At 62.2% G+C, this 14,599-nt stretch carries 14 protein-coding genes; 10 read left to right on the top strand and 4 right to left on the bottom strand.

What is annotated here, in order from left to right; genetic code table 11:
- Positions 1–22 precede the first annotated feature (22 nt).
- From K3557_RS03280 to K3557_RS03235, 10 genes are all read left to right on the top strand, one after another.
- A complete protein-coding gene (locus K3557_RS03280) occupies positions 23–1,459 on the top strand; it encodes a CpaF family protein (RefSeq protein WP_259986679.1) in 1,437 nt (478 codons plus the stop codon).
- Positions 1,459–2,427: a type II secretion system F family protein gene (locus K3557_RS03275; protein WP_259986680.1), complete on the top strand. Its 969-nt coding sequence runs from the start codon at positions 1,459–1,461 to the stop codon at positions 2,425–2,427. Before K3557_RS03280 ends, K3557_RS03275 begins: the two co-directional genes overlap by 1 nt.
- A 10-nt stretch (positions 2,428–2,437) precedes the next feature.
- Positions 2,438–3,409: a type II secretion system F family protein gene (locus K3557_RS03270; protein ID WP_259986681.1), complete on the top strand. Its 972-nt coding sequence runs from the start codon at positions 2,438–2,440 to the stop codon at positions 3,407–3,409.
- 11 nt (positions 3,410–3,420) lie between these two features.
- The gene (locus tag K3557_RS03265) at positions 3,421–4,011 is read left to right on the top strand and encodes a tetratricopeptide repeat protein (RefSeq protein ID WP_259997633.1); all 591 of its coding nucleotides are present in this window, start codon (positions 3,421–3,423) and stop codon (positions 4,009–4,011) included.
- 30 nt (positions 4,012–4,041) lie between these two features.
- Positions 4,042–4,890 (top strand): lipopolysaccharide assembly protein LapB, encoded by an 849-nt coding sequence (locus K3557_RS03260; protein WP_259986683.1) that lies wholly within the window; start codon positions 4,042–4,044, stop codon positions 4,888–4,890.
- Positions 4,891–4,893: 3 nt separating this feature from the next.
- Positions 4,894–5,391 (top strand): prepilin peptidase, encoded by a 498-nt coding sequence (locus K3557_RS03255; protein WP_259997632.1) that lies wholly within the window; start codon positions 4,894–4,896, stop codon positions 5,389–5,391.
- Between the two features lie 151 nt (positions 5,392–5,542).
- Positions 5,543–6,850, top strand: a complete 1,308-nt coding sequence (locus tag K3557_RS03250; protein WP_259997630.1) for an ATPase — start codon at positions 5,543–5,545, stop codon at positions 6,848–6,850.
- A 90-nt stretch (positions 6,851–6,940) separates the two neighbouring features.
- Entirely contained in the window at positions 6,941–9,358 is a 2,418-nt protein-coding gene (locus K3557_RS03245) for a ligase-associated DNA damage response DEXH box helicase (RefSeq protein WP_259997628.1), read from the top strand.
- Positions 9,359–9,395: 37 nt separating this feature from the next.
- The gene (gene pdeM, locus K3557_RS03240; RefSeq protein WP_259997626.1) at positions 9,396–10,046 is read left to right on the top strand and encodes a ligase-associated DNA damage response endonuclease PdeM; all 651 of its coding nucleotides are present in this window, start codon (positions 9,396–9,398) and stop codon (positions 10,044–10,046) included.
- 74 nt (positions 10,047–10,120) lie between these two features.
- On the top strand, positions 10,121–10,528 hold the full coding sequence (locus K3557_RS03235; protein ID WP_259997624.1) for a PaaI family thioesterase: 408 nt from the start codon (positions 10,121–10,123) through the stop codon (positions 10,526–10,528).
- Between the two features lie 88 nt (positions 10,529–10,616).
- Here K3557_RS03235 and folD read toward each other — a convergent pair whose 3' ends face one another.
- From folD to K3557_RS03215, 4 genes are all read right to left on the bottom strand, one after another.
- On the bottom strand, positions 10,617–11,519 hold the full coding sequence (gene folD, locus K3557_RS03230) for a bifunctional methylenetetrahydrofolate dehydrogenase/methenyltetrahydrofolate cyclohydrolase FolD (protein WP_259997622.1): 903 nt from the start codon (positions 11,517–11,519) through the stop codon (positions 10,617–10,619).
- Positions 11,520–11,622: 103 nt separating this feature from the next.
- On the bottom strand, positions 11,623–11,928 hold the full coding sequence (locus K3557_RS03225) for a chorismate mutase (protein ID WP_259997621.1): 306 nt from the start codon (positions 11,926–11,928) through the stop codon (positions 11,623–11,625).
- Between the two features lie 59 nt (positions 11,929–11,987).
- Positions 11,988–13,664, bottom strand: coding sequence for a formate--tetrahydrofolate ligase (locus tag K3557_RS03220; RefSeq protein ID WP_259997620.1), 1,677 nt, complete (start codon positions 13,662–13,664; stop codon positions 11,988–11,990).
- 188 nt (positions 13,665–13,852) lie between these two features.
- Entirely contained in the window at positions 13,853–14,428 is a 576-nt protein-coding gene (locus tag K3557_RS03215) for an MOSC domain-containing protein (RefSeq protein ID WP_259997619.1), read from the bottom strand.
- Positions 14,429–14,599: the final 171 nt, after the last annotated feature.

The following is a 14,599-nucleotide window of genomic DNA, read 5'->3' as shown; positions in this document are numbered from 1 at the left end:
CGGCTGAACCGGGGGTGAGTTGATGTTTTCCAAGTACAAAAAGCAAGCGGCCAAACCTGCCGCGCCTGCGTCTGAGCCGGTTGCGGTCGCGGCGGCTGCTGCCGCGCCAGCTGCCAGTCTGCGGCGGCCGGTCCAGCGCAAAGCCGCCGAGGCGCAGCCGATGGATAAGGACCGCAAGCGCAAGGAGCGTTTGGGCGAGATTAAGATCCAGTTGCACCGGGAGCTTTTGGAGAACCTGAACCTGGCCGCGCTGGAACGCGCAGGCGAGGCAGAGCTGCGATCTGAGATCGCCACGATTGCAACCGAGATTCTGGCGGAAAAAGGCATTGTTCTGAACCGCGAGGACCGCCAGCAGCTGAACAAGGAGCTGTATGACGAGGTCACCGGCCTTGGCCCGCTTGAGGCGCTGCTGCAGGACGACACGGTCAGCGATATCCTGGTGAACGGCCCGCAGCAGATCTTTATTGAACGTGATGGCAAACTGCAGATCAGCGACATCACCTTCAAGGATGAGAAGCATCTGATGCGGATCATCGACAAGATCGTCTCGGCTGTGGGCCGCCGTGTTGATGAAAGCAACCCCTATGTGGACGCCCGCCTCGCCGATGGCTCGCGTTTCAACGCGATGGTGCCGCCGGTTGCGGTGGATGGCTCGCTGGTGTCGATCCGGAAATTCAAAAAAGATAAGCTGGGCATCGACGACCTGGTGAATTTCGGCGCTTTCACCGAGGAGATGGCCGCCTTTCTGCAGGCCGCAGTTTCGACCCGGCTGAATGTCATCGTCTCGGGCGGTACCGGTTCGGGTAAAACCACCACGCTGAATGCGCTGTCCAGCTTCATCGACAATTCCGAGCGGATCCTGACGATCGAGGATACCGCGGAACTGCAGCTGCAGCAGACCCATGTGGGACGGATGGAAAGCCGCCCGCCCAATGTTGAAGGCAAGGGCGAAGTCTCCCCTCGCGACTGTCTGAAGAACGCTCTGCGGATGCGCCCTGACCGCATCATCGTCGGCGAGACCCGCGGCGAGGAAGTCATCGACATGCTGCAGGCGATGAATACCGGCCATGACGGCTCGATGACCACGATCCATGCCAACTCGGCCCGCGACGGGATTTCACGCCTGGAAAACATGATTGCGATGGCAGGTATTGAAATGCCGCTCAAAGCGGTGCGCAGCCAGATCTCCTCGGCTGTGAACCTCATTGTGCAAGCCTCGCGTCTGCAGGACGGTTCCCGCCGGATGACCTCCATCACGGAAATCACCGGCATGGAGGGCGACGTGATCTCGATGCAGGAAATCTTCCGCTTCCAGCGGGTCGGGCTGACGCCGGACAACAAGATTATCGGTCATTTCACCGCCACCGGGGTGCGCAGCCATTACTCTGAGCGCTTCCGCCTTTGGGGCTTTGATCTGCCGCCGTCGATCTATGAACCCACCGTGATGGAGGCACGCTGATGCAACTGAGTGCCGAACCGCTTATCTACGGCTTGATTTTCTTCGGGGTTCTGGCCCTGGTCGAAGGCCTGTATCTGTTCACCTTCGGCAAGTCCATCAGCCTCAACAGCAAGGTGAACCGCCGGCTGGAGATGATGGAGAAGGGCGGAAACCGCGAACAGGTGCTGGAGCAGCTGCGCAAGGAGCTGGGCCAGCACGCCAAATCGCAGTCTATCCCGCTCTATTCACTGCTGTCGGAGCGGGCGCAGAAAGCGGCGATTGCCTTTTCGCCCAAGCAGCTGATCCTGATTATGGCCGCCCTTGCTGCCGTGGCCTTTGCCGGCCTCAGCATCGGTACTTCGGCCCCCCTGCCCGTCCGGATCCTGGGATCCGTCATCATCGGCGTTGGTGCGGTGTTCTTCTGGGTCAACAAGAAAGCCGCCAAGCGGATGGCCATGATCGAAGAACAGCTGCCGGATGCGGTGGAATTGATGGTGCGCAGCTTACGCGTCGGCCATCCGTTCACCTCGGCTGTGCAGATCGTCGCAAATGAGGTTGAAGACCCCCTGGCGACCGAATTCGGCATCATCTCAGATGAATGCGCTTATGGCCGCGATGTCGGCGAATCGCTCAAGGAAATGGCGGAGCGGCTGGACATGCAGGACATGCGCTTTCTGGCCGTTGCCGTCACCATCCAGCAGCAATCGGGCGGCAACCTGGCCGAAGTTCTGGCCGGTCTGGCCAAGGTGATCCGCGCCCGCTTCCGGCTGTTCCGCAGGGTCAAGGCGATCACCGCCGAGGCGCAGTGGTCGGGCAAATTCCTGTCGGGTTTCCCGCTGTTCTGCCTGATCGGGATCCTGGTCAAGGATCCCAATTATTATGACGGCGTGCTGGACCATCCCTGGTTCATCCCCGCCTGTTTTGCGGTGGGTGTGATGCTGACTGCCAACCTGATCGTCATGCGCGTGCTGACCAACATCAAAGTGTAAGGAGGGGACCGTGGAATTTCTGACCGGAATAAACGATTACCTGACATCGCAATTCGGCGAGTTCGGCCCGCTCCTGGCGCTTGGCATTGCCGGGCTGTTCATGATCCTGCTGGCGGTTCCGCTGCTGCTGAACCAGCCCGAAGATCCGCTGAAGAAGCTGCAAAAGAACATGGCGCCTGAAACCCGGAACAAACCGCAAAAGCAGCGGTTGCGCCAGGCCGACCGCAACGAGCAGCTGCAAAAATTCGCAGGTTTTCTGGAACCGCAAAACGAAGACGAACTGTCAGCGATGGAACTGAAGCTGCGCCAGGCGGGGTATCACTCCAAGGACTCGGTGCGCCTGTTCCATTTCCTGCAGTTTGCTCTGGGCATCCTGGGCCTCGTGGCCGGGCTGTTCTTTGTCTATGTGCTGAAGGCCGATATCGATTATGACAGCCAGCAAATGGCGATCCGCATCATCGGGCCTGGCGCGGCCGGCTATTTGCTGCCGAAATACTGGATCACCCGCCGGATTGAAGAGCGCAAGCAAAAGATCACCGAAGGCTTCCCGGATGCGCTGGACATGATGCTGGTCTGTGTCGAAGCCGGCCAGTCGCTGGACCAGGCGATTGTCCGCGTTGCCAAGGAGCTCCACGCCTCTTTCCCGGATCTGGCGGAAGAATTCGAAGTTGTCGCGCAAGAGATGAAGGCGGGCAAGGAAAAAGACAAGGTCCTGCGGGACATGGCCACCCGCTGCGGGGTGCAGGATGTCTCCTCCTTTGTGACTGTGATGATCCAGTCCGCCAGCTTCGGCACCTCGATCGCGGACGCCTTGCGGGTTTATGCCGGGGAAATGCGCGACAAGCGTGTGATGCGCGCGGAAGAGGCCGCAAACAAGTTGCCCGTGAAGATGACCCTTGCCACAATGGGCCTGACAGTCCCGCCGCTGCTGATCATTCTGGTCGGCCCGTCGGTGCAGGGCATCATGAACATGGGCAACTGAGGCAACCGAACATGAACTCATCAGGACGGGCCGGGCCGGGCCGTCCCTGCCGTGCTATTGCCGCCGCCAGCGTTGTTGCGCTGGCGGCGGCCTGCGCGCCGGGCGGGCTGAAACAGGACAAGGGCAGCCCTTGGGCGCCAGGCGGCAATCACCGCCAGCAGGCCGAGGACGGGCTGGTGGTCGGCCACCGGCTGATGGCAGCGGGCCAGCATGAACTGGCACTGGACGCCTTCACCCGCGCTGCCCTTGACCACGGGCTGACGCCAGAGGTTCTGTCCGGCATGGGCAGTGCCAAACTGGGCCTCAGGCGGCTTGGCCAGGCAGAAGAACTGCTGCGCCAGGCGGTGGATGCGGACGGCACCTGGCCGGAACCGATGAACAACCTGGGCGTCGTGCTGATGGAGCGCGGCAAAACCGCCGAAGCGGTGCAAGTGTTCCAGCGCGCCTATGCGCTTGACAATGGCGAAAGTGACGCAATCCGCGATAATTTACGCCTTGCTCTCGCAAAGCTTGAAAATCCTGCGCATACTGACCCTCAAAATCAAGATTATAAATTGGTGCGGCAAGGCGGCGGCAGCTACCTGATAAGCCAAGCACCATGACAGAGGCAGAGCAGTAAAAAGGACGCACCAATGCGCCAGCAGTATTTCCTATCCGCTTCTCTGGCAGGGGCGCTGCTTTTGTCGGCCTGCGCAGAGAAAGCCGATGAAACCGTGGAACGGGCCTTTCAGGAAGTGAATGTCATCGACGAGAGCAATCTGAATGACGTCATGCTCTCGGTCGCCGACCCGAACGAGGCGGTTGCCCATTTCCAGCGGACGCTGAAGAGCAGCCCGGACCGGATTGAACTGCAACGCGGGCTAGCCTATTCGCTGATCCGCGCCAAGCGCACCACCGAAGGCACCACCGCCTGGAAAAAAGTTGTCTCGATGAAGGGCGCCACAAGCGAGGATCATGTTCAGCTTGCAGGCGCGCTTGTGCGCAGCGGCGAATGGGACGCGGCCAAGGCAGAACTGGACAGGGTTCCCCCAACCCATGAGACCTATGAGCGCTACCGCCTGGAGGCAGTTGTGGCTGATGCCGCCAAAGATTGGAAACGCGCCGACAGCTTTTATGAAATCGCAGTTGGATTGACGACAAAACCAGCAAAAGTGATGAACAATTGGGGCTATTCCAAGCTGACCCGCGGCGATTTCGCCGGCTCTGAGCGGTTGTTCGGCGAAGCAATCCGCCAGGATCAACGCCTGTTCACAGCCAAGAACAACCTGGTTCTGGCCCGCGGCGCGCAACGCAATTACACCCTGCCGGTGATCCCGATGGATCAGACTGAACGCGCACTGCTGCTGCACACGCTGGCGCTGTCGGCAGTCAAGCAAGGCGACGTCAAGACCGGCGAGAATCTGCTGCGCGAAGCGATTGACACCCACCCGCAGCACTTTGAGGAAGCCTCGCGCTCGCTGGCGGCCCTGGAGAACGGCTGATCCATGCAGTTCCCGGCCCATGCTGCCCTGTGGTTCCTGCCCTTTGTGCTGCCACTGTGCTACACAGTCGCGCTGACGGATCTGCGCGGCATGCGCATTCCCAACTGGGCCGTCGATTTGCTAGCCGTGATTTATGTGGTTGCAGGAGCGGTGCTGATGCCCAGCTGGACAGACTACGGCTGGCATCTGCTGCACCTGCCGGTCGGCATCGGCCTGGGCTACTTGTTCTATGCAGCCGGTGCTGTCGGCGCGGGCGACGCCAAATTTGCAGGTGCCGCCGCCCCTTTCTTTGCGCTTGGCGACCTGCGGCTGTTGATGATCATCTTTGCGGCCACCCTGCTGGCGGGTTTCACCGCCCACCGGATCGCAAAATACACCCCCCTGCGCCGGCTGGCGCCGCAATGGCAAAGCTGGGACACCGGCAAAAGCTTCCCGATGGGCCTGTGCCTGGGCGGCACCCTGGCCCTCTACCTGGTGCTGGCAGCGCGCTTTGGCAGCTGACTGCATCCGCTGCAAAAACTTCGCTGGAAATCCGCCGCCTCCGCGGAATTGCTGCAGCTCTGCCCCGCTGTTGCCACAGTCCTGAATAGTCTGTTTCCTTGAACGCCCCGGCTGCCGGGGCACGGATCCGATCTCAGGGACAGGCACCGCCATGAACATGCAGAACCTCACCGTGACGGCCCCGCCCGCCCCCAAAGGGCTGGCGCAGATGCAGCTGCCGCTGGTGATGATGCGGGACATCCTGCTGAAGACCATCTTCCGCAAAAACGTCGAGAACGTCACCGAAATCGCCGAGGCAATCTGCCTGCCCGGCGCCGTCACCCAGGAACTGGTGGATATCGCCCGCGAGCAAAAGCTGCTGGAGGCCACCGGCACGCTCAACGCCAACAGCGGCAACGAAATGGGCTACCAGCTGACCGATGCGGGTAAATCACGGGCGCTGGATGCGCTCAGCCAGTCGGAGTACTTCGGCGCCATGCCGGTGCCGCTGGACGTCTATCGCGCGCAGGTGAAACGCCAATCGATCCGCAACATCCAAGTGTCCCGCGACCAGCTGACCAATGCCATGGGGCATCTGATCCTGCCAAACAGCCTGCTGGACCATCTTGGCCCAGCTGTAAGCGCGGGCCGCTCGATCCTGATGTACGGCCCGCCGGGCAACGGTAAGTCTTCAATTTCCAACGGCATCCGCGACGCCTTGGGGGATCACGTCTATGTGCCGCGCGCCATTGAATATTCGGGCCAGGTGATCACGGTCTATGACCCGATTGTCCACACCGAAGTCGCGCAGGAACCCGAAGACCCCAACGCCCTGCGCCGCCGCCGCCGTTTCGACGAACGCTATGTCATGTGCCAGCGCCCCACCGTGATCACCGGGGGCGAGCTGTCGCTGGACATGCTGGATCTGGTCTATAACCCGACCGCGCGCACCTATCAGGCACCGCTGCAATTGAAATCCACCGGCGGCATTTTCATCGTCGACGACCTTGGCCGCCAGGCGGAACCGCCGCAGTCGCTGGTCAACCGCTGGATTGTGCCGCTGGAGGAAAGCAAGGACATCCTGGCATTGCAGTCCGGCGAGAAGTTCGAAGTACCCTTTGACACGCTGGTGATCTTCTCCACCAACTTCCACCCGAACAAGATTTTTGACCAAGCCGCCCTGCGCCGGATCTTTTTCAAGATCAAAATCGACGGCCCGGACCAGGAAAACTACCTCAAGATCTTTGCCATGGTGGCCCGCAAGAAAGGCATGCCGCTGGACGAAGGCGCATTGGTGCACTTGCTGAAAAAGAAATACCCGTCGATCGATAACGTTTATGCGAACTACCAGCCGGTGTTTCTGATCGACCAGATCATCGCGATCTGCGAATTTGAGGGCATCCCCTATCAGATGTCCCCCGAGCTGATCGACCGCGCCTGGGCTAACATGTTCGTCAAGGACGAAGAGATCGTGAAGTGATCCCCGCCGGCAGACAGGCGGCAGCAAGAGTTTTCGAAAACTCTTGCAAAACTTTTCGAAAAGTTTTGGGCCTTCCCCTAAAAGGAAGGGATGAGCGAACTTCCTAAGGTCATTCTAGGCTGGTTTACCGCCCGCGGCTGGTCCATCCACCCGCACCAGCACTCCATGCTGGACTGTGCCGGGGATCCGGCAGCCCTGCTGATCGCCCCCACCGGCGGCGGCAAGACCATGGCCGGCTTTCTGCCCACCCTCGCCGATCTGGCAGAAAGCCCTCATGACGGCCTGCACACCCTCTATATTTCACCGCTCAAGGCCCTTGCTGCAGACATCAAGCGCAACCTGCGCGCCCCGGTCGAGGATATGGGCCTGCCCATCCGCATTGACGACCGCACCGGCGACACGCCATCCTCCCGCAAACGGCGCCAGCGCGCCGATCCGCCGCATATCCTGCTGACCACACCGGAAAGCCTGGCGCTGCTCACCTCCTACGAGGATGCGGCCCGCACTTTCAAAGGGCTGAAGCGGGTGGTGGTGGACGAGATCCATGCGCTGGCCGAAAGCAAACGAGGCGACCAGCTGATGCTGGCCCTGGCGCGGCTGCAAACGCTCTGCCCTGATCTGCGCCGGGTGGGCCTGTCAGCAACCGTGGACGACCCGCAGGCCATTGCCAGCTATCTGGCCTGCCACCCGGCCCCCTGCAAAATCGTGCAGGCAGACCCCGGCCCCGCCCCGGACATCCGGATGCTGGAAACCGCAGAAGCGCCACCCTGGGCCGGCGGAGGCGCGGCCTATGCCATCGCGGCGGTGATGGAACAGATCCAGGCGCATAAAACCACGCTGATATTTCACAACACCCGCGCCCAGGCCGAGATTTTCTTTCGCAATCTCTGGCTCGCCAATGACGATGCGCTGCCGATCGGGATCCATCACGGCTCCCTCGACCGGGGCCAGCGCAAACGGGTCGAAGCCGCCATGGTCCGCGGCGAGCTGCGCGCCATTGTCTGCACCGGTTCACTGAACCTCGGCATTGACTGGGGCGATGTGGACCTGGTGATCCAGATCGGCGCACCGAAGAACGTGAAACGCCTGGTCCAGCGCATCGGCCGCGCCAACCACCGCTACAACGCGCCGTCCAAGGCGCTTCTGGTGCCCGCCAACCGGTTTGAAGTGGTGGAATGCCGTGCCGCGCTGGACGCTGTCCGTGCAGGCGATCTGGATGGCGAGGCGCGCGGCCCCGGTCCCCGCGACGTTCTTTGCCAGCACATCCTGATTGCAGCCTGCGCCGGGCCGTTTGATGCAGATAAACTCTACACCGAAGTAACCAGCGCCGGCGCCTATGCCGCCCTCACCCGCGCCGGTTTCGATGCCTGTCTGGATTTCTGTGCCACCGGCGGCTACGCGCTGAAAGCTTACGACCAGTGGCAGCGCCTGTTGCAACGCCCGGACGGCAAATGGCAGCTGCGCGATCCGCGCGCCGCCCAACGCATCCGCATGAACCTGGGCACCATCCAGGACGCCGACCTCGTCAAGGTGCGCCTGAAGCGCAGCCGCGGCGGCAAGCCCCTGGGCGAGATCGAGGAAGCCTTTGCCGCCACCCTCACCCCCGGCGACACCTTCCTGATCGGCGGCCGGACCGTGCGATACGAGGGGTTGCGCGAAATGACCGTCGAGGTCACCCGCACCCCCGGCAGGAAACCGAAGATCGCAGTGTTCTCCGGCACCAAATTCGCCACCTCCACTCAGCTCAGCGCGCGCATCCTGGAGATGTTCAGTCAGGACAGCTGGCCAGATCTGCCCCGCCACACCGCCGAATGGCTGGAACTGCAGCGCGACGTCTCGGACCTTCCCCGCGCCGGGTCGCTGCTGATCGAAAGCTTCCCCCGCGACGGGCGCGAGCATGCCTGCATTTACGGCTTTGCCGGCCGTAACGCACAGCAAACGCTGGGACTGCTTCTAACCAAGCGGATGGAGGAGCTTGGCCTTGATCCGCTTGGCTTTGTCTCGACCGACTACGCCACCTTGATCTGGGGGCTGGAGCCGCTGACCGACCCGGCCCCGCTGTTCGATGTCACTGCCCTGCGCGAGGGGCTGGACGGCTGGCTGGCCGGCAACGCAGTAATGAAACGCGCCTTCCGCGGCGCGGCGACCATTGCCGGGCTGATTGAACGCAACACACCCGGGCAACGCCAGAACGGGCGCCAAGCAACATTCTCCTCCGACATCCTCTATGACACGCTCAGGAAATACGACCCGGGCCACCTGCTGATGGGCATCACCCGCGACGAAGCCCTGCGCGGGCTGGTGGATTTTGGCCGCGTTGAGCAGATGCTGGAACGGATCAATGGCCGGATCACCCTGCGGCGGCTGGACCGGATCTCACCGCTTGCAGCGCCGCTTTTGCTGGAGGCTGGCAAGGTTCCGGTCAAAGGCGCAGCGCAGGAAAAGCTGCTGCAACGCGAGGCCGAAGCGCTGATGCGGCTATCCGGACTGGACCGGCTGGCGCAATAGCACTTGCCTGTTCGGCCAGCGCGTCTAAGACCACAGCATGAACGGATTTGATTTCAACCTCGCCGGCGCCCGCCTGACCGCGCTCGGCTCCGGCGCGCTCTGGTGGGCGGACCACCGGCTGCTTTGCGTCTCCGACCTGCATCTTGGAAAATCCGCACGCCATGCGAGGCGCGGCGGCAGTGCCCTGCCCCCTTACGAAGGCCGTGACACACTCAACCGCCTTGAGAGACTGGTCGCAGACCTCAACCCGGCAACTGTGGTTTGCCTCGGCGACAGCTTCGACGATGATACCGCAGCCACAGCATTGCCGGCCCCGGAAAGACGCCAAACCCAAGACCTGATGCAAAACCGCCGCTGGATCTGGATCGAGGGCAACCACGACCCCGCCCCAACCGGTCTTGGCGGGGAGCATTTGGCGGATTTGCGGGTTGGCCCCCTCACCTTCCGCCACATTGCTAATCCGCCGGCAACGGCGGAAATCTCCGGCCACTACCATCCCAAGGCCCGCGTCCGCAGCAATTCACGCCCCTGTTTCCTGCTGGACGCCTCCCGCCTGATCCTGCCGGCCTTCGGCACCTATACCGGCGGGTTGCGCAGCACCGATCCGGCGCTTGCATCCTTGATGGCGCCGAATGCCTTGGCCATTCTGACCGGTCCGCAAGCCCTGCCGGTACCGATGCCCCGCTAAGTGGCGCAGCGTCACCGCCATAGGGCCGCCCGTTCTCTTCTATGCTTGACCTCAGCAAAAGAAGGACACTCAAAATGGAACACCGCATCCGCAGCAGTTTCGCCAAGCAAAGCATGATGCAAACCCTGGGCGCAAACATCCAAAGCGTCTCGGATGGCGTAGTGGTGATCACTGCGCCGATCCTGCCCGGCAGCCGCCAGCAGCACGATGCGGCCCATGCGGCGCTGAGCTTTGCCATCGGCGACACCGCTGCCGGATATGCGGCGCTGACAAAAATGCCGGAAGACAGCGAAGTGATGACAGCTGAGATGAAGATCAACCTGCTGGCGCCGGGTGCCGGAGACTACCTGCGCGCGACCGGCAAAGTCATCAAACCCGGCCGCCGTCTGGTCATTGTCACCGCAGATGTCCACGCCGTTTCAGGAGAAGACAAAAAGCTGATTGCCATCCTGCAAGGCACCATGGTGCCAGTCTCTTCCTGAACCCCACCCCTTCATCTTTTCAAAAATACTCCCGCCGGAGGCGTCCGGCGGGAGATGTTTGGTACAGGTTTCAGCGTTCTGCGCTGCCTCAGGCGGTCAGGCCTTCGGGCTCTTTCAGACCGTTGGCGCGGCAGCAGGCGGTGACGGTGTTCGCGAGCAGGCAGGCAATCGTCATCGGGCCGACACCGCCCGGAACCGGGGTGATGGCGCCGGCGCGCTCGGCGGCACTCGCAAAGTCGACGTCGCCGACCAGCTTCATCTTGCCTTCCCCTTTTTCGGGCGCATCAATCCGGTTGATGCCCACGTCAATCACGGTGGCGCCTTCCTTGATCCAGTCGCCCGGCACCATTTCCGGGCGGCCCACGGCGGCCACAACGATGTCGGCGCGCCGCACCACCTCGGGCAGGTCCTTGGTGCGCGAATGCGCGATGGTCACGGTGCAGCTGTCGCCCAAGAGAAGCTGCGCCATCGGCTTGCCGACGATGTTGGAGCGGCCAATGACAACCGCATCCATGCCCGACAGCGAGCCGTGGTGCTCGCGCAGCATCATCAGGCAGCCCAAGGGCGTGCAGGGCACCATCGATTTCTGGCCGGTGCCCAGAAGGCCGACGTTGGAGATGTGGAACCCGTCGACGTCCTTTTCCGGCGCGATCGAGTTGATCACCAGGTCTTCGTTCATGTGCTTGGGCAGCGGCAGCTGCACCAGGATGCCATGCACCGAAGCGTCGTTGTTCAGCTGCTCGACCACGGCCAGCAGGTCCGCTTCCGAGGTGTCCGCATCCAGCTTGTGCTCATAGGAGTTCATGCCGGCCTCAACGGTCTGCTTGCCCTTGGAGCGCACATAGACCTGAGAGGCCGGGTCTTCGCCGACCAGAACCACGGCGAGGCCCGGGGTGATGCCGTTTTCCTCTTTCAGCCGCGCCACGTGTTCGGCCACCTGGCCGCGCACCTTGGCCGCAAAGGCCTTGCCGTCAATCAGAGTTGCTGCCATTTGATCTCTTCCTCTTTGCCGCAGGCGCGGGCCTCCGCCCGGATGCCTGCCCTATTCCTCTTTAGCGGTCGCGATGCCCGAGCCGCAGGTGCCCTGCTCAGCATCACTCCTCACGGATCACCCGCGCCTCGCGGGCAATCGACCACTCCACCAGCTGCCGCCACAGGCGCTCAGCCAGATCGGGGTCCAGCCCCTGGGCCTCAGCCGCGGCGCGGGCATTCAGCACCACTTCCTCAACCCGGTCCGGGATCCGCGCCGGCCAGCCGTTTGCCTGCTTCAGCGCGATCGCCCGGTCGATGTATCCAGCCCGCACGGCCAGCAGCGCCACCAGCTCCCGGTCCAGATGGTCGATCTGAAGCCGGAGGCTGGCCATATCGCTGCAGGCATCTGGCGGGGTGCGTGTGCTCATGTCTTAAAACTCTCACGGCCCGGGATGGGTCCCGGGCCGTGAGTGCCGCATATCGCCGTTTAGAACAAGCCTTCGATCTGGCCGTCGTCATTCAGGCGGATGGTTTCCGAGGCCGGTTTGCGCGGCAGGCCCGGCATCGTCATGATCTCGCCGCAGACCGCCACGATGAAGCCGGCACCGGCCGACAGGCGGACCTCACGCACCGGCACCGAATGGCCGGTGGGCGCACCGCGCAACGACGGGTCGGTCGAGAAGGAATACTGGGTTTTCGCCATGCAGACCGGCAGATTGCCGTAGCCTGCGTCTTCCCATTCCTTCAGCTGGTTGCGGATCTTGTTGTCGGCCAGCACCTCGTCGGCGCGGTAGATGCGCTTGGCAATGGTGTCGATCTTGTCGAACAGCGACATCTCGTCCGGGTAGATCGGCGCAAAGTTGGCCTGGCCCGCATCGACGATCTCAACCACTTTCTCGGCCAGCGGCGCGGAGCCTTCCGAGCCCAGCTCCCAGTGGCGCGACAGCACCGCCTCGACGCCATGGGTGGCGGCGTAGGCTTTGACGGCGTCCACTTCGGCATCGGTGTCGGTGACAAAGTGGTTGATCGCGACGACAACCGGCACACCAAAGGATTTGATGTTCTCGATGTGGCGGCCGAGGTTGGCGCAGCCGTTGTTCACAGCCTCGACGTTCTCAGCACCCAGGTCAGCCTTGGCGACGCCGCCGTTCATCTTCATCGCGCGCACGGTGGCAACCAGCACAACCGCGGACGGTGCGATGCCTGCCTTGCGGCATTTGATGTTCATGAACTTCTCGGCACCAAGATCCGCACCAAAGCCTGCCTCGGTCACCACATAGTCGGCGACTTTCAGCGCGGTCTTGGTTGCAATAACCGAGTTACAGCCGTGAGCGATGTTGGCAAACGGGCCGCCGTGCACAAACGCCGGGTTGTTTTCCAGGGTCTGCACCAGGTTCGGCTGCATCGCGTCCTTCAGCAGCACGGTCATCGCGCCTTCGGCCTTGATGTCACGGCAGTAGACCGGGGTCTTGTCGCGGCGGTAGGCCACTATGATGTCGCCCAGGCGCTTTTCCAGGTCCTTCAGATCGTTCGCGAGGCACAGGATCGCCATCACTTCGGAGGCCACGGTGATGTCAAAACCGGCTTCGCGCGGGAAACCGTTGGAGACGCCGCCCAGGGACGCGGTGATGGTGCGCAGGGCGCGGTCGTTCATGTCCACAACCCGGCGCCAGGCGACGCGGCGGGTGTCGATGTCGCATTCATTGCCCCAGTAGATGTGGTTGTCGATCATCGCCGACAGCAGCGAATGCGCCGAGGTGATGGCGTGGAAATCGCCGGTGAAGTGGAGGTTCATTTCCTCCATCGGCACCACTTGCGCGTAACCGCCGCCTGCCGCGCCGCCCTTCATGCCGAAGTTCGGACCCAAGGACGCCTCGCGGATACAGATCATCGCGTTCTTGCCGATCCGGTTCAGGCCGTCGCCCAGACCCACGGTGGTGGTGGTCTTGCCTTCGCCCGCCGGTGTCGGGTTGATCGCGGTCACCAGGATCAGCTTGCCGTCTTCCTTGGACTGAACCGAGTTGATGAACGACTGGGACACCTTTGCCTTGTCGTGGCCGTAGGGCAGCAGATCGTCGCTGGAAATCCCGATCTTCGCACCAATCTCCTGGATCGGCTTCTTCTGCGCTTCACGCGCAATCTCGATGTCACTCTTGTAGCTCATGGCAAGGTTCCTGCTGAGTTTGCATACAATCGCCGGCACAGAGATGCCGGTTTCGCGATAGACTTAGCCAATATGCGGCAAAACACGCGCGTGATTTCCGACATTATCCTGCCTCGAAGCGGCGTGAGGTCTTTCGCAGGCCCTGCAGAGGTTCCTTAAAGGAAACGCTTTCCCTTTAAGGAAGGGATTCATGGCGCCCAGACGCGTTGATCCGGCACAAAGAGGGCGAATTCGCCGCCCAGGTTCACACTTCCCGGCCGTTCAACCCAGGCCGTGATTCCCCGGCGGTTCTTTGCGGCAGGCTTGAACCGGGCGCCACATCCGCTGTGATCTTTTTCAATCTCCCGCCCTGGCAGCACGCAAGGCCGGTTTTCCATATCGACAGTCAAGGTCACCCCGTCCGGTCCCTGCAGCCGGGAACCAGGCGGCACAAAGGTAAAGTCCGGGATGCCGCGCAGGATGATAGTGGCGCCCAGATGGGCCGGGTCGACCCGCTCCATTCCCATGTCCGCGGCAATCACAGCCAGCTCTTCCTCGGACAGGATCGTCAACTGGCGGACATTGCGGATCTCGGTGCCTTCAGGATAGAGATTGCGGACCCGCACGCAGGAGGCGCGGTTCTCCCCCTCGTGGCGTTCACCGGCAATGCCGGAAAACCCAAGCTGCAACTGGCCGACCGGTTCCGCCCGCAGACTATCGCCAGCCGGAACCATGCCCAGCCAGGTGATTTCCCCTTTGAATCCGCTGTCCCGCAATACCGGCATTGCCTGTTTCTCCTGCTGAAGTTTGATCAATCCCGGCGAAGGCTACACGCTTTGACAATGGTTGCCAGCGCGAAAATGCCTGATACCCCTTTGTTTCCGTATGAAGAAATCGCACAGCCGTCCAAAGGATCGGATCGCAATGGCGATCCGATCCGGGCGGGGGCCGCGGCG

It is taken from the genome of Leisingera sp. M523, assembly GCF_025141335.1.
Classification (GTDB): Bacteria; Pseudomonadota; Alphaproteobacteria; order Rhodobacterales; family Rhodobacteraceae; genus Leisingera.
The sequence above is the reverse complement of the archived record's forward strand: the minus strand, read 5'-3'. Positions and strand labels throughout refer to the sequence as shown.

Excerpts from the sequence above, each read along its gene's own strand:
- pdeM (WP_259997626.1), top strand. The coding sequence starts at position 9,396 with ATGAACGGATTTGATTTCAACCTCGCCGGCGCCCGCCTGACCGCGCTC.
- K3557_RS03220 (WP_259997620.1), bottom strand. The coding sequence starts at position 13,664 with ATGAGCTACAAGAGTGACATCGAGATTGCGCGTGAAGCGCAGAAGAAG.
- K3557_RS03280 (WP_259986679.1), top strand. The coding sequence starts at position 23 with ATGTTTTCCAAGTACAAAAAGCAAGCGGCCAAACCTGCCGCGCCTGCG.
- K3557_RS03235 (WP_259997624.1), top strand. The coding sequence starts at position 10,121 with ATGGAACACCGCATCCGCAGCAGTTTCGCCAAGCAAAGCATGATGCAA.
- K3557_RS03225 (WP_259997621.1), bottom strand. The coding sequence starts at position 11,928 with ATGAGCACACGCACCCCGCCAGATGCCTGCAGCGATATGGCCAGCCTC.
- K3557_RS03245 (WP_259997628.1), top strand. The coding sequence starts at position 6,941 with ATGAGCGAACTTCCTAAGGTCATTCTAGGCTGGTTTACCGCCCGCGGC.
- K3557_RS03275 (WP_259986680.1), top strand. The coding sequence starts at position 1,459 with ATGCAACTGAGTGCCGAACCGCTTATCTACGGCTTGATTTTCTTCGGG.
- K3557_RS03260 (WP_259986683.1), top strand. The coding sequence starts at position 4,042 with ATGCGCCAGCAGTATTTCCTATCCGCTTCTCTGGCAGGGGCGCTGCTT.
- K3557_RS03250 (WP_259997630.1), top strand. The coding sequence starts at position 5,543 with ATGAACATGCAGAACCTCACCGTGACGGCCCCGCCCGCCCCCAAAGGG.
- K3557_RS03255 (WP_259997632.1), top strand. The coding sequence starts at position 4,894 with ATGCAGTTCCCGGCCCATGCTGCCCTGTGGTTCCTGCCCTTTGTGCTG.
- K3557_RS03215 (WP_259997619.1), bottom strand. The coding sequence starts at position 14,428 with ATGCCGGTATTGCGGGACAGCGGATTCAAAGGGGAAATCACCTGGCTG.
- K3557_RS03265 (WP_259997633.1), top strand. The coding sequence starts at position 3,421 with ATGAACTCATCAGGACGGGCCGGGCCGGGCCGTCCCTGCCGTGCTATT.
- folD (WP_259997622.1), bottom strand. The coding sequence starts at position 11,519 with ATGGCAGCAACTCTGATTGACGGCAAGGCCTTTGCGGCCAAGGTGCGC.